The sequence below is a fragment of the Streptococcus sp. FDAARGOS_520 genome, from assembly GCF_003812685.1.
In the GTDB taxonomy this organism is placed as follows: Bacteria; Bacillota; Bacilli; order Lactobacillales; family Streptococcaceae; genus Streptococcus; species Streptococcus agalactiae.
Map to the genome: position 1 here is coordinate 1,779,282 of NZ_CP033810.1, position 18,023 is coordinate 1,797,304.

General features: G+C 34.9%; 19 protein-coding genes. 17 read left to right on the forward strand and 2 right to left on the reverse strand.

Annotated features, from left to right (window positions below; all coding sequences use genetic code 11):
* Positions 1-29 precede the first annotated feature (29 nt).
* Positions 30-1,058 carry a tRNA preQ1(34) S-adenosylmethionine ribosyltransferase-isomerase QueA gene (queA, locus tag EGX96_RS09520; RefSeq protein ID WP_001095273.1) on the reverse strand — a complete coding sequence of 343 codons (1,029 nt, stop codon included), beginning with the start codon at positions 1,056-1,058 and terminating at the stop codon, positions 30-32.
* Between the two features lie 152 nt (positions 1,059-1,210).
* On the opposite strand from queA, the gene EGX96_RS09525 reads away from it, so the two are divergent.
* On the forward strand, positions 1,211-1,891 hold the full coding sequence (locus EGX96_RS09525) for a VIT1/CCC1 transporter family protein (RefSeq protein ID WP_000656582.1): 681 nt from the start codon (positions 1,211-1,213) through the stop codon (positions 1,889-1,891).
* Between the two features lie 150 nt (positions 1,892-2,041).
* Complete coding sequence (locus tag EGX96_RS09530) at positions 2,042-2,743, forward strand: glucosamine-6-phosphate deaminase (RefSeq protein ID WP_001263956.1); 702 nt, start codon at positions 2,042-2,044, stop codon at positions 2,741-2,743.
* Positions 2,744-2,814: 71 nt separating this feature from the next.
* Here EGX96_RS09530 and EGX96_RS09535 read toward each other — a convergent pair whose 3' ends face one another.
* A complete protein-coding gene (locus tag EGX96_RS09535; protein ID WP_000523788.1) occupies positions 2,815-3,771 on the reverse strand; it encodes a glutathione S-transferase family protein in 957 nt (318 codons plus the stop codon).
* A gap of 95 nt (positions 3,772-3,866) precedes the next feature.
* On the opposite strand from EGX96_RS09535, the gene EGX96_RS09540 reads away from it, so the two are divergent.
* From EGX96_RS09540 to EGX96_RS09615, 15 genes are all read left to right on the forward strand, one after another.
* Positions 3,867-4,586 (forward strand): 16S rRNA pseudouridine(516) synthase, encoded by a 720-nt coding sequence (locus tag EGX96_RS09540; protein WP_001234957.1) that lies wholly within the window; start codon positions 3,867-3,869, stop codon positions 4,584-4,586.
* A 72-nt stretch (positions 4,587-4,658) separates the two neighbouring features.
* Positions 4,659-5,810, forward strand: coding sequence for an MFS transporter (locus tag EGX96_RS09550; protein ID WP_001086200.1), 1,152 nt, complete (start codon positions 4,659-4,661; stop codon positions 5,808-5,810).
* Positions 5,811-5,861: 51 nt separating this feature from the next.
* On the forward strand, positions 5,862-6,809 hold the full coding sequence (locus EGX96_RS09555; protein ID WP_000903642.1) for a competence protein CoiA: 948 nt from the start codon (positions 5,862-5,864) through the stop codon (positions 6,807-6,809).
* A 15-nt stretch (positions 6,810-6,824) separates the two neighbouring features.
* Positions 6,825-8,630, forward strand: coding sequence for an oligoendopeptidase F (pepF, locus tag EGX96_RS09560; protein ID WP_001282902.1), 1,806 nt, complete (start codon positions 6,825-6,827; stop codon positions 8,628-8,630).
* Between the two features lie 194 nt (positions 8,631-8,824).
* Complete coding sequence (locus EGX96_RS09565; RefSeq protein ID WP_000736935.1) at positions 8,825-9,451, forward strand: HAD hydrolase-like protein; 627 nt, start codon at positions 8,825-8,827, stop codon at positions 9,449-9,451.
* A 73-nt stretch (positions 9,452-9,524) separates the two neighbouring features.
* A complete protein-coding gene (locus EGX96_RS09570; RefSeq protein ID WP_000250853.1) occupies positions 9,525-10,232 on the forward strand; it encodes an O-methyltransferase in 708 nt (235 codons plus the stop codon).
* A gap of 60 nt (positions 10,233-10,292) precedes the next feature.
* Positions 10,293-11,222: a peptidylprolyl isomerase PrsA gene (gene prsA, locus EGX96_RS09575; RefSeq protein WP_000857822.1), complete on the forward strand. Its 930-nt coding sequence runs from the start codon at positions 10,293-10,295 to the stop codon at positions 11,220-11,222.
* Between the two features lie 241 nt (positions 11,223-11,463).
* Positions 11,464-11,949: an LURP-one-related/scramblase family protein gene (locus EGX96_RS09580; protein ID WP_000190192.1), complete on the forward strand. Its 486-nt coding sequence runs from the start codon at positions 11,464-11,466 to the stop codon at positions 11,947-11,949.
* A 15-nt stretch (positions 11,950-11,964) separates the two neighbouring features.
* Positions 11,965-14,583, forward strand: coding sequence for an alanine--tRNA ligase (alaS, locus tag EGX96_RS09585; protein ID WP_000661554.1), 2,619 nt, complete (start codon positions 11,965-11,967; stop codon positions 14,581-14,583).
* A gap of 81 nt (positions 14,584-14,664) precedes the next feature.
* A complete protein-coding gene (locus tag EGX96_RS09590) occupies positions 14,665-15,381 on the forward strand; it encodes a DUF554 domain-containing protein (RefSeq protein ID WP_000232924.1) in 717 nt (238 codons plus the stop codon).
* A gap of 87 nt (positions 15,382-15,468) precedes the next feature.
* A complete protein-coding gene (locus EGX96_RS09595; protein WP_001050371.1) occupies positions 15,469-16,287 on the forward strand; it encodes a glycosyltransferase family 8 protein in 819 nt (272 codons plus the stop codon).
* Positions 16,288-16,487: 200 nt separating this feature from the next.
* The gene (locus EGX96_RS09600) at positions 16,488-16,676 is read left to right on the forward strand and encodes a hypothetical protein (protein WP_000711348.1); all 189 of its coding nucleotides are present in this window, start codon (positions 16,488-16,490) and stop codon (positions 16,674-16,676) included.
* A 32-nt stretch (positions 16,677-16,708) separates the two neighbouring features.
* Positions 16,709-17,002: a hypothetical protein gene (locus EGX96_RS09605; RefSeq protein ID WP_000245558.1), complete on the forward strand. Its 294-nt coding sequence runs from the start codon at positions 16,709-16,711 to the stop codon at positions 17,000-17,002.
* A 44-nt stretch (positions 17,003-17,046) separates the two neighbouring features.
* Positions 17,047-17,262, forward strand: coding sequence for a helix-turn-helix transcriptional regulator (locus EGX96_RS09610; RefSeq protein ID WP_000522957.1), 216 nt, complete (start codon positions 17,047-17,049; stop codon positions 17,260-17,262).
* Between the two features lie 2 nt (positions 17,263-17,264).
* Positions 17,265-18,023, forward strand: a complete 759-nt coding sequence (locus EGX96_RS09615; protein ID WP_001868051.1) for a DUF3169 family protein — start codon at positions 17,265-17,267, stop codon at positions 18,021-18,023.

Below are 18,023 nucleotides of genomic sequence, written 5' to 3' on the forward strand. Positions count from 1 at the left end.
AAAACTTTTTCCTAATTGAAAGCCTATTCTTACTTAACAAACATAGCATCACCAAAGCTGAAGAAACGATATCGTTCTTCAACTGCATGGTTGTAAGCTTCTAGTACAAAATCACGTCCAGCAAATGCTGATACTAACATGACAAGAGTAGACTTTGGTAAGTGAAAGTTGGTTGAAAAAGCGTCTACAACCTTGAACTGATAACCAGGCTTGATAAAAATATTTGTCCACCCTGAGTCGGCTTTTAATTCACCATTGAATTTAGAACCGATTGTCTCTAATGTGCGAATAGAAGTTGTACCAACAGCTACAATACGTCCACCAGATTCTTTAACTGCATTGAGAGTATCAGCAGCTTCTTTAGATAATTGGTAAAACTCAGAATGCATTTCGTGTTCATCAAGATTATCAACTGAAACAGGACGGAAAGTTCCAAGTCCAACGTGAAGCGTCAAATAGACAAGCTTCACACCTTTTGTTTCAATTTTTTCCAATAGTTCTTTTGTAAAATGGAGACCGGCTGTTGGTGCAGCAGCAGAACCATTTTCTTTTGCATACACAGTCTGATAGCGGTCACGATCTTCTAGTTTTTCATGAATATATGGCGGAAGTGGCATTTCGCCCAAACTTTCAAGGACTTCTAGAAAAATACCATCATATGAGAATTCTACAATACGCCCACCATGTTCTAATTCCTTTGTGACTGTTGCTATTAACCGACCATCACCAAATGAAACTTTGGTCCCTACTCGTAAGCGTTTAGCGGGTTTAGCAAGCACTTCCCATTGATCGCCTTCTGTATTTTTGAGAAGTAATAACTCTACATGGCCGTGTGTATCTTGCTTTTCACCATAAAGGCGAGCGGGCAGAACACGTGTGTTATTCATTACTAAAGCATCACCAGGCTTGAGTTCATCTAAGATATGATCGAAATGGCTATCTGTCATCGTCTTATTCTTATGATCAATGACTAATAATTTAGAAGCGTCTCTTTTTTCAAGTGGTGTTTGGGCAATGAGTTCTTCTGGTAAATAAAAATCAAAATCGTTTGTATTCATGATTTCTCCTATCTATAAGTAAGCTTTTCTATTATATCACGTTCAGTAAAAATGACCCAACTAATCTTTTTATTTAGAATGATTATAAAAAATAATTGTAATCATTCTAAATAAGTGATATAATAATTGTCAGAAAGTGAGAAGTAGAGAAGATGAAAGAAGCAAAAAATTTTTCCCAACAATTGAATATTTTAAGAGCTGGTGTTCTTGGTGCTAATGATGGTATCATCTCTGTAGCTGGTGTTGTTATTGGTGTTGCGAGTGCAACTCATAACCTTTGGATTATTTTTTTATCAGCAGCTTCCGCGATTTTAGCTGGTGCATTTTCTATGGCTGGCGGGGAGTATGTTAGTGTTTCTACTCAAAAAGATACTGAACAAGCAGCAGTTGCGCGTGAAGAGAAACTACTAGAAAATAATCCAGAACTTGCCAAAAAATCCTTAGTTGATATCTACTTAGCAAAAGGAGAAAGTCACGAACATGCTCAATGGCTAGTTGACAAGGCTTTTTCAAAGAATGCTATTGAGCATTTAGTTGAAGAAAAATATGGTATTGAGTTCGGTGAATATACAAGCCCCTGGCATGCTGCTATATCTAGTTTTATAGCTTTTGCCATCGGATCAATTTTTCCAACTATAACTATTCTGTTATTGCCATTTTCGGTACGAATTGTAGGAACGGTAATAATTGTTATTGTTTCACTATTATCAACTGGTTATGTAAGTGCTAAGTTAGGTCAAGCTCCTACAGTACCTGCCATGCGTCGAAATGTGATGATTGGTTGTTTGACAATGTTGGCAACCTACGTCATTGGACAATTATTTTCAATATAAAATATTAATCGTGGAGTTATTGTCTAAACTAGAATGGACAGTAATTCTTTTTAGTTTTATAACGAAATTAAGAAGTTTTTATTGACAAAAATTGGTATATACCATATAATATAATCATAAAGGTCTATACCAAATAAAAGGAGAGTAAACATGAGAGTTATTACAGTTAAGAACGACATTGAGGGGGGAAAAATTGCATTTACTCTTTTAGAAGAGAAAATGAAAGCTGGTGCTCAAACTTTAGGATTGGCAACAGGAAGTAGCCCAATCACCTTTTACGAAGAGATTGTAAAAAGTAATCTTGATTTTTCAAATATGGTTTCTATTAACCTTGATGAATATGTTGGAATTGCCGCAAGTAATGATCAAAGTTACTCTTATTTTATGCATAAACATCTTTTTGATGCTAAACCTTTCAAGGAAAATAACCTTCCAAACGGCTTGGCTAAAGATTTGAAAGAAGAAATAAAACGATACGATGCTGTCATAAATGCTAATCCAATTGATTTTCAAATCCTTGGAATTGGTCGTAACGGTCATATTGGTTTTAATGAACCAGGTACACCTTTTGATATTACAACACATGTGGTTGATTTAGCTCCAAGTACAATTGAAGCTAATAGTCGTTTCTTTAATAGTATTGATGATGTACCAAAGCAAGCCTTATCAATGGGTATAGGCTCTATTATGAAATCAAAAACAATCGTATTAGTGGCGTATGGTATTGAAAAAGCAGAAGCGATTGCAAGTATGATTAAAGGACCTATCACAGAAGATATGCCAGCAAGTATCCTCCAAAAACATGATGATGTTGTGATTATTGTGGATGAAGCAGCGGCATCAAAGTTGTAAAGTAAATAATAAAAAAGTAAGGATGAATCTCAATGAGAAAAAATTCATTCTTACTTTTTTATTATGCTTTATTAAATTGTCCAGTCTAAGTTAGGTCCAGCTGGAATAATACCAGTAGGGTTAATGGTTTTATGGCTACCGTAATAGTGTTTTTTGATATGATCAAAATTAACTGTCTCAGCAATTCCAGGTAGGTTGTAAATACGTTTTGTATAATGCCATAAATGTGGGTAATCATGTAGCGCTTTTAAATTACATTTAAAATGACCATAATAAACGGTGTCAAAGCGAACTAAAGTTGTGAAAAGGCGAATATCAGCTTCGGTAAATTGTTCTCCAACAAGATAATGGTTATCAGATAAGTGTTTTTCTAACTGATCTAAAGCTGTGAATAAGGTTTCAACTTCCTTTTGATAAACGTTCTGAGAAGTGGCAAAACCAGCTTTATAGACACCATTATTTATTTTTGGATAAATAAAATTATTCATTTCGTCAATTTGTCCTTGTAAGGAATCGGGATAGTAATCGTCAGTATTTCCAGTAATATGATTAAATGCAGTATTTAACATACGCATAATTTCAGATGATTCATTGTTAACGATTGTATGGAATTTTTTATCCCAAAGAACAGGGACTGTCACGCGTCCTGTATAATCACTTTGACTTGCTTGATAGATTTGGTAAAGGTATTGGCTTTGGTTAATCATATCAGGAATAACGCCTTTATATTCTTGAAAAGTCCAACCATTCTCCAACATTAAAGGGTTAACAATGGAGATAGAGATATGAGATTCTAGATTTTTAAGCTTTCTCATGATTAATACACGTGATGCCCAAGGGCAAGCTAGTGAAACGTAGAGATGATATCGTCCAGATTCTGCTTTAAAACCTGCATCCCCACTAGGCCCTGCTGAACCATCTTTAGTAACCCAATGACGGAATTGTGTAACGGTTCGGACGAATTTACCACCAGTTGATGCAGTATCATACCATTGATCAACCCATTTGCCATCTACTAAAAGTCCCATGATAATCTCCTTTGTTTTTCTATTACTAATTAGTAGTATAAAGATTTTAAAAAGAATTAGCAAATGTTTAACTTACAGTATGGTAAACTAAGGGTATGCGTTTAGATAAATTATTAGGTCAGGCAGGATTTGGGTCTAGAAATCAGGTTAAGAAATTAATTTGTTCTAGGCAAGTTTCTGTAGATGGTCAAATTGTTACAAAGGATAATGTTATTGTAGATAGTGGTCTACAATCGATTTTTGTAGGAAAAGAGAGGGTCTGCCTAAAAGAAAGTTCTTATTACCTTCTTTATAAGCCATCAGGAGTTGTTTCAGCAGTTAGAGATTCAGAACATAAAACAGTCATAGACTTAATTAGCGAAAAAGATAAGGTGGAGGGATTGTATCCGATTGGTCGTCTAGATCGTGATACGGAAGGGCTTTTAATAGTCACGAATAATGGTCCACTGGGTTACCGAATGTTACATCCAAAACACCACGTTGCAAAAACATATTATGTTGAAGTAAATGGTTTCTTGGAAAGAGATGCTATTACCTTTTTTGAAGAAGGAGTTGTATTTGACGATGGAACAAAGTGTAAACCAGCTGAATTAACGATTGATACGGCTAATAATGACAAAAGTACCGCAAGAATAACTATCACAGAAGGGAAATTTCACCAAGTAAAAAAGATGTTTCTTGCATATGGCGTTAAAGTTATATACTTGAGGCGTATTTCTTTTGGTGACTTGAGGCTTGATATGAATTTGAAACCAGGTCAGTATCGTAGATTGAGAGATTCAGAGGCAGCTATCTTAAAAAGGTATTTAGATTAGTGAAACGACTCACTTGACCTTGCTTAGTATTCTTCATATACTTATAAGTGATTATTTTAAAGGAGAAAACCATTGAATTCAAAACTTTCATTGAAATTGACTATTTTATCGATTTCTATCTTTTTGATGTCTCATTTAGCAATTGCTCCTGCAATTCCTAAATTGTATGCCTTTTACCATACTCAAAACCCTCATATTGGACTAGCTTCAGTAGAGAGTTTAGTTACTATTCCAGCTATGATGATTACTATTTTTGTTATTTTGAGTAATTTTGTAGTCACAAAACTTGGCAAAAAAAACACGGTCTTACTTGGTTTATGTTTAATCTTAATGTCTGGGTTTATCTCATTTTTTACAAGTAATTTTTCACTTGCGATGGCTAGTCGACTACTTTTGGGTATTGGTATTGGTCTCTATAATTCGCTATCAATTAGTATCATAACGGATTTATATGAGGCTGATGAGAGAGCCAGTATGATTGGTCTTAGAACAGCATCACTCAATATCGGTAAAGCCTTAACTACATTTATTGTTGGATTGGTTTTAGCTATTGGTGTGAATTATATTTATTTGGTTTACCTTCTGGTTATTCCTGTTTTCTTTTTCTTTTGGAAAAATGTTCCAGAGGTTGAAAATCAAACACATACCCTTAAAGCTAGTACAACATTTGATACTAAAGCGGCTTTGTTGATGCTCATCACGTTCTTAGTAGGTATTGCTTATATAGGAGCAACTGTCAAAATTCCAACCTTACTAGTGACAAAATATCACTACGCGACGAGCTTCTCTAGTAATATGTTAACTCTCCTTGCTTTTAGTGGTATTTTAGTTGGATCTGTATTTGGAAAATTAGTTAAAGTATTCCAAGAGAAGACGCTATTAATCATGATTCTAGCTATGGGAATAGGTAATGTGCTATTTGCTTTAGCTAATAATCAGATCATTTTTATCGTAGCTAGTATTTTAATAGGAGCTAGTTTTGTTGGCACCATGTCTTCTGTATTCTTTTATATTTCAAAAAACTATGCAAAAGAACATAATAACTTTATCACAAGCCTTGCCTTAACAGCTGGTAATATAGGAGTTATTTTGACACCGCTTATTTTAACGAAACTTCCAAGCCAGCTACATCTGGAACCTTTTATGACACCATTTTTAATAACAAGTGGGCTGATGGTGATTAATGTCTTTGTTTACCTAGTTTTAATGTCAAAAAATAAATAAAAAGTTATCCGAAAGGATAACTTTTTTCGAATAGTAAAAGTAGGAGAAAAAATGTTAATTGCTAAAGACAAACAAGGAAATTTAATTAATCTACTCGAGTCTCATCCGGGAAAGGGACAGTATTTTTGTCCAACTTGTTGTTCAGCTGTAAGGTTAAAGGCAGGTCGAATCATGAGAAGACACTTTGCACATATTAGTCTAAAAAATTGTCAGTTTTATCATGAAAATGAGTCTAATGAGCACTTGCAATTAAAAGCAAAGTTATATATGAGTTTAAGTAGAGAGAATGAAACTATGCTCGAGCATCATTTGCCAGAAATTAATCAGATTGCAGATTTATTTGTGAATGAGACATTGGCTTTAGAAGTTCAGTGTAGCCGACTATCAGAGCAGCGACTCAGGGAGCGAACAAAAGCATATCTACAGGCAGACTTTCAAGTGAGATGGTTACTAGGGGAAAAACTCTGGTTAAAGCATCGTTTAACAAATCTACATAAACAATTTTTACAATTTTCTCAAAGTATCGGATTTCATATTTGGGAGTTAGATTTGAGGTTAGAAGTACTGAGACTAAAATATTTGATTTACGAAGATTTACGCGGACATGTCTATTACTTAAGTAAAACTTGCCCTCTTAGTGGAGACGTTCTAGCATTTTTGAAGTGGCCATACCAATCAAAAAATCTAAATTTTTATAAGGTTAAACAAGACAGAAATATCAGAGATTATGTGCGTCAGCAGTTACGCTATGGCAATCAATTTTGGTTACGAAAACAAGAAAAGGCCTACCTTTCTGGTCAGAATCTATTGACCCAAGAGCTAATGATGTTTTTTCCTCAAATACAGCCACCACGTGTAGATACTGATTTTTGTCAAATAACAAATTCTCTAACATCGTTTTATCAGAATTTTACAAATTATTATCAAAAAAATAAGAATAACTTAGACCAAACACTTTATCCCCCTGTATTTTATGATAAAATAGTCACTAAGAATTAAACTGGAGGATACAAAATGTCAGACAATCGCTCACATATTGAAGAAAAATACCAATGGGATTTAACTACTGTCTTTGCGACTGATGAGTTATGGGAAACTGAAGTGGTAGAGCTTACTCAAGCCATCGATAATGCAAAGGGTTTTTCAGGTCATCTGTTGGACTCAAGCCAATCTTTATTGGAGATCACGGAGGTTGAATTAGATTTATCTCGCCGTTTAGAAAAAGTTTATGTCTATGCTTCAATGAAAAATGACCAAGACACCACTGTTGCGAAATATCAAGAATTTCAAGCGAAAGCGACAGCGCTCTATGCAAAATTTAGTGAAACATTTTCGTTTTACGAGCCAGAACTATTGCAACTTTCAGAGTCTGATTACCAGTCATTCCTTTTAGAAATGCCTGACTTGCAAAAATATGATCATTTCTTTGAGAAAATATTTGCAAATAAACCTCATGTCTTATCTCAAAACGAAGAAGAATTGTTAGCTGGTGCTAGTGAGATTTTTGGAGCAGCTGGTGAGACATTTGAAATCCTTGATAATGCAGATATGGTCTTCCCAGTTGTAAAAAATGCAAAAGGTGAGGAAGTTGAGCTTACACATGGTAATTTCATTTCCCTTATGGAATCTAGCGATAGGACGGTTCGAAAAGAAGCATATCAAGCTATGTATAGCACATATGAACAATTCCAGCATACTTACGCTAAAACATTACAAACAAATGTGAAATCTCAAAATTTTAAGGCTCGTGTGCATCATTATCAATCAGCACGCCAATCAGCTCTATCTGCCAATTTTATTCCAGAAGAGGTCTACGAAACTCTAATTAAGACAGTTAATCATCATTTACCGCTCTTACATCGTTATATGAAGTTGCGTCAAAAAGTTCTTGGGCTAGATGATTTGAAGATGTATGACGTATATACACCCCTTTCTCAAATGGATATGAGTTTTACTTATGATGAAGCTCTAAAAAAATCAGAGGAGGTTCTAGCTATTTTTGGCGAAGCATATTCTGAACGTGTTCATCGTGCTTTTACTGAACGTTGGATTGATGTCCATGTTAACAAAGGAAAGAGGTCAGGCGCTTATTCAGGTGGATCTTATGACACTAATGCTTTCATGCTTCTTAACTGGCAAGATACTTTAGATAATCTTTATACGCTGGTGCATGAAACTGGACATAGTCTACACTCGACGTTTACTCGTGAAAATCAACCCTATGTTTATGGTGATTATTCTATTTTCCTAGCTGAAATTGCATCAACAACAAATGAAAATATATTAACAGAAACCCTTTTGAAAGAAGTTAAAGATGATAAAAATCGCTTTGCAATTCTCAATCATTATTTGGACGGTTTCAAAGGAACAATTTTTAGGCAAACACAGTTCGCTGAATTCGAACATGCCATTCATGTAGCTGATCAGGAGGGGCAAGTACTAACTAGCGAATACTTAAACAATCTTTACGCTGAGCTTAATGAAAAATATTATGGTTTGACTAAAGAAGATAATCATTTTATTCAATATGAATGGGCAAGAATTCCACACTTTTACTACAATTATTATGTTTTCCAATATGCAACCGGCTTCGCAGCAGCAAATTATTTAGCAGAGCGTATTGTAAACGGTAATCCGGAGGATAAAGAGGCCTACCTAAATTACCTTAAAGCTGGGAATTCAGATTACCCTCTAAACGTCATTGCTAAAGCTGGTGTTGATATGACTAGTGCAGACTATCTGGATGCAGCTTTTAGAGTATTTGAAGAGCGTTTAGTGGAACTGGAAAATCTTGTAGCAAAAGGCGTCCATAATGATTAAGTTGAAAATATAGCTATTGAAGTAAAACCAGTCAACTAGACTGGTTTTTGATAGTGATCAGTTATTTTATAGTTTGTTTTGAGAGTGGTTTTGGTAAAGTTAGTTAGTGGAAAACTCAATAGGTGGAAATACCTACCCAAGTTATGATTTTTATGAGACCAAAACTGCTATTGTCAAAAAAGAAGGGAAATAGGATGAAGAAGCTTACTTTTATTTGGGATTTAGATGGGACATTAATAGATTCGTATGTACCAATTATGGAAGCTCTTGAAGAAACCTATCGTCATTTTGGTTTAATATTTGATAAAGAATTAATCCATGAATATATTTTACAGGAATCAGTGGGGAAATTATTGGTAAACCTTTCAGAGGAAGAGCAAATACCTCATGAAAAACTGAAAGCATATTTTACAAAAGAACAAGAAAGTCGAGATTCTAAAATACATTTAATGCCATATGCAAAAGAGATTTTAGAATGGACCAAAGAACAAGATATCCCCAATTTTATGTATACACATAAAGGAGCAAGTACGCATTCAGTGTTGGAAACCTTGCAGATCTCTCATTATTTTGATGAAATTTTAACTGGTGTTTCGGGATTCGAGCGAAAACCACATCCACAAGGGATTAATTATTTAGTTAAACGATATTCTTTAGATAAATCAATGACTTATTACATAGGAGATCGTCCACTAGATTTGGAGGTTGCTCAAAATGCTGGTATAAAATCCATAAACTTAAGGTTAGAGAATTCCAAAGAAAACTATAATATTTCAAGTCTCAAAGATATAATATCACTTGATTTCACTCGTTTGGATTAAATCATTCTCAGAGTTAGACATTTTTTGCTATAATAAAAAAGTTATTATTTAAAATAGAAAAGAGGAGCCAAAAGTGGTTCAATCTTACAGTAAAAATGCTAATCATAATATGCGTCGTCCAGTAGTTAAAGAAGAAATTGTTCAATATATGCGTCAGCACCAAAAACAAAATAATGGCTGTTTAGCAGAGTTAGAAGCATTTGCTAAACAGGAAAATATCCCTATTATACCTCATGAAACAGCGACTTATTTTCGTTTTTTGATGCAAACATTACAACCTAAGCACATTTTAGAAATTGGAACAGCTATTGGTTTTTCGGCCCTTTTGATGGCAGAAAACGCTCCTGAAGCAAAGATAACAACGATCGATCGTAATGAAGAGATGATTGCCTTGGCTAAGGAAAACTTTGCAAAATATGATAATCACAATCAGATAACCCTTTTGGAAGGCGATGCTGTGGATGTGTTACAAACATTGGATAAATCTTACGATTTTGTATTCATGGATTCTGCTAAGTCTAAATATATCGTTTTTTTACCTCAAGTATTAAAACATTTAGATGTTGGAGGAGTAGTTGTTTTAGATGATATTTTCCAAGGTGGAGATATTGCAAAACCTATCGATGAAGTGAGAAGAGGTCAGCGAACTATCTACCGAGGTCTGCAACGTTTATTTGACTCGACTTTGCAACATCCTGATTTAACTGCTACTTTGGTACCTTTGGGAGATGGTTTATTGATGATTCGTAAAAATGCAGATCATATTGTACTAGAAGATTAAGGCATTTTTAAGAAATTATGATATAATAATGGAGTTAATGACAAAAAGGAGTTATAAATCATGAAAACAAGATCAAAACTTGCAGCAGGCTTTTTGACACTTATGTCAGTTGCCACATTAGCTGCCTGCTCAGGTAAAACATCAAATGGAACAAATGTTGTTACAATGAAGGGCGACACTATTACAGTCTCTGATTTTTATGATCAAGTAAAAACATCAAAAGCTGCACAACAATCAATGCTTACATTGATCCTCTCACGTGTTTTTGATACACAGTATGGTGATAAAGTTTCAGATAAAAAAGTATCAGAAGCTTATAATAAGACAGCTAAAGGCTATGGTAATTCATTTTCAAGCGCACTTTCACAAGCAGGTTTGACTCCGGAAGGTTACAAACAACAAATTCGCACAACTATGCTTGTGGAATATGCTGTAAAAGAAGCAGCTAAGAAAGAATTAACAGAAGCAAACTATAAAGAAGCATATAAAAACTATACTCCTGAAACTTCTGTACAAGTAATCAAATTGGATGCAGAAGATAAAGCTAAATCTGTCCTTAAAGATGTAAAGGCTGATGGAGCTGATTTTGCAAAGATTGCAAAAGAAAAAACAACAGCTACTGATAAGAAAGTTGAGTATAAATTTGATTCTGCAGGGACAACCCTCCCTAAAGAAGTTATGTCAGCAGCCTTTAAGCTAGATAAAAATGGTGTTTCAGATGTGGTTTCAACGGTTGATTCAACAACTTATAAAACAAGTTACTACATCATTAAAGTAACTGATAAGACAGAGAAAAAATCTGATTGGAAATCTTACAAAAATCGCTTAAAAGAAGTTATTCTTAAGGATAAAACAAGCGATAGAGCCTTCCAAAATAAAGTGATTTCAAAAGCCTTAGAAAAAGCTAATGTTAAGATTAAAGATAAAGCATTTGCAGGCATCTTATCACAATATGCTACAACAAGTGGTTCATCATCACTTAAAAAATAGTTGACCAAGTCTTAAAAAGACTGTATAATTAATACTATTGAGAATGAAATTTCAACGATTAGATACAGAAAAGTGACGGTTGCTGCGAGTCATGGATAATCAGAAAAAGATGCTACTCAATGGGGTAAAACTAAAAATAAATGAGAATGACAAGTTCATTGAATGAAGGTGGTACCGCGGTTTTCGCCCTTCGTAATGGACTTGTCTTTTGCTATTTGTCAACTTTCGAGGAGGAAGAGATATGGCTACTTTTCAAATTAAAGAAAAAATGTTTTCTCTAGGCGGTAAATTTACTATTACAGACCTGACTGGGCTTCCCTGTTATCACGTTGAAGGAAGTTTGTTCCCTCTACCTAAGACTTTTAAAGTCTTTGACGAAGAGGAACATCTCATTAGTCAGATTGAGAAGAAGGTTTTAAGTTTTTTACCAAAGTTTAATGTGACATTAGCCAATGGGAATCATTTCACGATTAAGAAAGATTTCTCATTTTTGAAACCTCATTACACCATTGAAGACCTTGATATGGAAGTTAAGGGAAATTTTTGGGATATGGATTTCCAACTCTTAAAAGACAATCAAGTTATAGCAAACATATCTCAACAGTGGTTTCGTATGACTTCAACTTATCAGGTAGAAGTTTACAGTGAAACTTACAACGATTTGACAATTTCGCTTGTCATAGCGATCGACTATGTCAAAGAGTTAGAAAAAAATGCATCAAACTAATTTTAGGAGAGAATAATGAAAGAATTATCGTCTGCACAAATCCGCCAAATGTGGTTGGATTTCTGGAAATCCAAAGGACATTCCGTTGAGCCTTCAGCTAACTTGGTTCCTGTTAATGACCCAACGCTTCTTTGGATCAACTCAGGTGTTGCAACCTTGAAAAAATATTTTGATGGTTCAGTGATTCCAGAAAATCCACGTATTACCAATGCACAAAAATCAATTCGTACTAATGATATTGAAAATGTTGGTAAAACAGCACGTCACCATACTATGTTTGAAATGCTTGGTAACTTCTCAATTGGAGACTATTTCCGTGATGAAGCTATTGAGTGGGGATTTGAACTCTTGACAAGTCCTGAATGGTTTGACTTCCCTAAAGACAAGCTCTACATGACTTATTACCCAGATGACAAGGATTCATATAACCGTTGGATTGCTTGTGGCGTTGAACCAAGTCACTTGGTGCCAATCGAGGATAACTTCTGGGAAATCGGTGCTGGTCCTTCAGGTCCAGATACTGAGATTTTCTTCGACCGTGGTGAAGATTTTGATCCAGAAAATATTGGACTTCGTCTTTTGGCTGAAGATATCGAAAACGATCGTTACATCGAAATCTGGAACATTGTTCTCTCACAATTCAATGCTGACCCAGCCGTACCACGTTCAGAATACAAAGAATTGCCAAACAAAAACATTGATACGGGTGCGGGTCTTGAACGTCTTGCAGCTGTTATGCAAGGGGCAAAAACAAACTTTGAAACTGACCTTTTCATGCCTATCATCCGTGAAGTAGAGAAATTGTCAGGTAAAACTTACGATCCAGATGGCGACAACATGAGCTTCAAGGTTATCGCTGATCACATCCGTGCGCTTTCATTTGCCATCGGTGATGGTGCGCTTCCTGGAAATGAAGGTCGTGGTTATGTTCTTCGTCGTCTTCTCCGTCGTGCGGTTATGCACGGTCGCCGTCTTGGCATCAACGAAACTTTCCTTTACAAATTGGTTCCGACTGTTGGACAAATCATGGAAAGCTACTATCCAGAAGTGCTTGAAAAACGTGATTTTATTGAGAAAATCGTTAAACGTGAGGAAGAAACATTTGCTCGTACTATCGATGCTGGTAGCGGTCACTTAGATTCATTGCTTGCGCAGCTTAAGGCTGAAGGTAAAGACACACTTGAAGGTAAAGATATCTTCAAACTTTATGATACTTATGGATTCCCAGTTGAATTGACAGAGGAATTGGCAGAAGATGCAGGCTATAAGATTGACCACGAAGGCTTTAAGTCAGCCATGAAAGAACAACAAGACCGTGCGCGTGCAGCTGTTGTTAAGGGTGGTTCGATGGGGATGCAAAATGAAACCCTAGCTGGTATTGTTGAAGAATCACGATTCGAATACGACACATATAGTCTTGAATCAAGTCTTTCAGTCATCATCGCTGACAATGAACGTACTGAAGCAGTTTCAGAAGGTCAAGCTCTTCTTGTCTTTGCTCAAACACCATTCTATGCTGAAATGGGTGGACAGGTTGCTGACCACGGTGTCATCAAAAATGATAAGGGTGACACAGTTGCTGAGGTTGTTGATGTTCAAAAAGCACCAAATGGTCAACCTCTACACACTGTAAACGTTTTGGCATCACTTTCAGTTGGAACAAACTACACACTTGAAATCAACAAAGAGCGTCGTTTGGCTGTTGAGAAAAACCACACAGCAACTCACTTGCTCCATGCAGCTCTTCACAATGTTATCGGTGAACACGCAACTCAGGCTGGTTCATTGAACGAAGAAGAATTCTTGCGCTTTGATTTTACTCACTTTGAAGCAGTAAGCAATGAGGAACTTCGTCACATTGAACAAGAAGTTAATGAGCAAATTTGGAACGATCTTACGATCACAACGACTGAAACTGACGTTGAAACCGCAAAAGAGATGGGAGCAATGGCACTTTTTGGTGAGAAATATGGTAAAGTGGTTCGTGTGGTTCAAATTGGTAATTATTCTGTTGAACTTTGCGGTGGAACTCACTTAAATAATTCTTCAGAAATCGGTCTCTTCAAGATTGTCAAAGAAGAAGGTATTGGTTCAGGTACTCGTCGTATTATTGCAGTTACTGGTAGACAAGCTTTTGAAGCTTATCGTAACCAAGAGGATGCACTAAAAGAGATCGCTGCTACTGTAAAAGCTCCGCAATTGAAAGATGCAGCAGCTAAAGTACAAGCTCTTAGCGACTCACTTCGTGATCTTCAAAAAGAAAATGTAGAGCTTAAAGAAAAAGCAGCAGCTGCAGCAGCTGGTGATGTCTTTAAAGATATTCAAGAAGCTAAGGGCGTGCGCTTCATTGCTAGTCAAGTTGATGTTGCAGACGCAGGTGCACTTCGTACATTTGCTGATAACTGGAAACAAAAAGACTACTCTGATGTGCTTGTTCTCGTAGCAGCTATTGGTGAGAAGGTTAATGTCCTTGTTGCAAGCAAAACTAAAGATGTCCACGCTGGTAACATGATCAAAGGATTGGCACCAATTGTAGCAGGTCGTGGTGGTGGTAAACCAGACATGGCTATGGCAGGTGGTAGCGATGCAAGTAAAATTGCAGAGTTGCTAGCAGCAGTTGCAGAAAATTTATAAGAAACACCTCTCATTTAGTTAGTAAATAAAACAGACAAAGGGCAGAACATCGTTCTGTTCCTTTGTGTATATAGGAGAAATATGGTTGGTTTAGGAACAGTTATCAATGTTATTCTTATTATAGTTGGAGGCTTTGTAGGTTTATTTTTGAAAAATTTTTTGAAAGAATCACTTCAAAAGAGCCTTATGCAAGCCATGGGAGTTGCAGTTTTATTTATTTCGATATCAGGTGTTTTGGAGAAAATGATGTTAGTCGAAAAGTCACATCTCATCTCTAATCATACAAATATGATGATTATTACTCTTGCTCTAGGTACGGTACTTGGAGAGTTGCTATCACTAGATTCGTATATTGATAAATTTGGGAACTATCTTAAGCAAAAAACAGGAAGTGGTAACGATATTAAATTTGTGGAGGCATTCGTCACCTCAACTTGTACCGTTTGTATTGGAGCAATGGCCGTTGTTGGTAGCATTCAAGATGGTATAGCAGCAGATCATTCGATTTTATTTGCTAAGGGAATGTTAGACATGATTATTATTGCAATTATGACAGTGTCTTTAGGGAAAGGAGCTCTATTTTCTGCACTTCCTGTCGCTTTACTACAAGGTAGCCTTACGATTGTTGCTTTTTTCATGGGGAGTCTACTTAATCCATCATCTTTAGATTACCTTAACTTAGTAGGAAATATGCTTATATTCTGTGTCGGTGTTAATTTACTCTTTAACCTAAATATTAAAGTTATCAATATGTTGCCAGCAATTATTTTAGCTATATTATGGGGAAGTTTTATATAAAAGATAACCAAGTTTTAACTCAAACTTGGTTTTTCTTTAGACATATGTTAGGATGAAAGAAGATATACTACGGAGAGGATCCAACTCATGAATCTATTATTTTCTATTGATGATATGTACGTAGATCATTTTAAAGTGATGCTTTATTCGCTTGTCCGACAAACCAAGAATCGTAAGTTAGAGATATATGTCTTACAAAAAACATTACTCAAACGTCATACAGAACTTATTCAATATACTCAAAATTTAGAAGTTGGCTATCATCCAATAATTGTAGGTACCGAAGTATTTGCTCAGGCACCTACAACTGATCGCTATCCAGATACAATATATTATCGACTTTTGGCTCATAAATTTTTACCTGAGACCTTAGATAGGATACTTTATTTAGATGCAGATATGCTTTGCTTAAATGATTTCTCAAGTTTATATGATATGGAGTTAGGTGATCAACTATATGCAGCGGCAAGTCATAATACTGATGGTAAGTTTCTAGATTATGTCAATAAATTACGGTTAAAAAATGTAGAGCTAGAATCCTCTTATTTCAATACAGGGGTACTCTTGATGAACTTGCCTGCTATACGAAAAGTTGTTCATCAACAAACTATCTTAGATTACATAATGCAAAACCGTGGTCGTCTAATCTTACCAGATCAGGATATCTTAAATGGCTTATACGCTAATTTGGTTAAACCAATACCTGATGAAATTTATAATTATGATGCTAGGTATAGTCTTATTTATCAATTAAAAAGTCGCAATGAATGGGATTTAGAGTGGGTTATTAACCATACTGTTTTTTTACATTTTGCAGGACGAGATAAACCATGGAAAAAAGATTATAGAGGACGTTACTCGGGCCTTTATAAGTTTATGGCTAAAGAGGCTTTAACTAAAAATTGAAGATTTAAAAGGTTACTAAATTATTTCTATTTAGTAACTTTTTTTGGGGTGATATTTTAATGATATCAATAATCTTTGCTAATAATTATTTATAAAAAAGAAAAATAATATCAAAGGAGGAGCGTGTTAAAATCACTTAATCATTGAACAATCAAATTAATCATTGTTTCAAAAGCATAATGGTTTTAGGAGTTACTCAAATGAAAAAGGAATTTATTATTACAGGTCGGATGGTTGCAAGAGTTATGGAAACCCTAGTTTGCTTATGTATGGTAAGTAATCTTGTTCTTGATATGCTTGATATAATAGAAATAAATGAAATTGTATTTTGTGTGTTGGTAGCATCAATTGCAGGGCTTGAGTTTTGTTTGCAAAAAGAAAGGGAGTAGATAGATGGAATTGTTTGGCTTAATGGCTTTTTATGGTCATGACGTATATTGGTGTACCTAAAGAGCAAAAGGCACTCAGTCGTAGGGGTAAACAATTAGAAAAAATAAATCAGGGAGGAAAAACACTTATGTCACAAATGATTCAAGATTTAGTAGGAAGCACATGTATGATTTATTTAGAGGATGGTTCTCAAACTCATCCTTATGAGATTTTAAAGGTAGATGAGGATTGGGTACAGATTCGTCGCAACTTGAAACGAAGTAAAGAGGAGGTGCGTATTGTCCGTATTCATGATATCAAGGAATTGCGTCCAGTCAATAAATAGAGCGAGGAATAAATCTATATATCATTTTATAAAGGAGAAAAATGATGGGATTAATTTTAAAAAATAGACTCAAAGAATTGCGTGCACGAGATGGTATCAATCAAACAGAACTCGCTAAATTAACAGGAGTCTCAAGACAAACAATTAGCCTAATTGAACGCGGAGAATATACGCCATCTGTTATTATTGCTATGAAGATTTCTCAAGTATTTAAAGAATCCCTAGAGAATGTTTTTAGTTTAGTGTCAATGGAGGAATAATGATGAAAAATTTTATAAAACAAAGTGATACTACATTTGTTCGAATTATCAAAAGTCTTTTAATTGGTGGTTTTATAGGGGCCATACTTGGTTCCGTAGGAGCTCTTTTTATCATATTTGGTCAAGATAAGTACTTATCTGAAATTAATATTGTTCAATATTTCCTATGGGTTAGTCGTATTGTTGTAATTATAACAGCTCTCTTTAGTCTCATCTACCTCTATCAGATTCAAAAATATCAGAAAGTTTTTTTCAATGTTGATGAAAGTCAATCTGAAGAAATTTATCGCCAGATTAATTTAAGACATTCTTATGGGATGACTTTTGTGTCAATTTCAATAGTACTCAGTATAGTTAATACTTTATTTAACTATAAACTAAATATTTTTGATGATTCAGTTACTTTAGTTATTCCAATATATGATTTATCACTGCTATTTGTTTTATTGGGTTTACATATATATTTTTTAAAGGTATATCGGAATATCCGAGGTATAAAAATGACAGTCGCTCCAACTTTAAAAGAGTTGAAAAACAATGTCTTACAATTGGACGAAGCAGAGTTGGAATCAAATTATAAGATGTGTTTTGATATTGTCATGAATTTAAGTGGTTTTATTTTCCCTACGATCTATTTTGTATTATTCTTTATCTCATTTGTTTTTCAAAAAGTGGAGATTGTAGCAATTATTATAACAACATCTATTCATATCTACATTCTCATTAAGTCTTTAAAAGCAGCACGTCATTTTTATAGATAG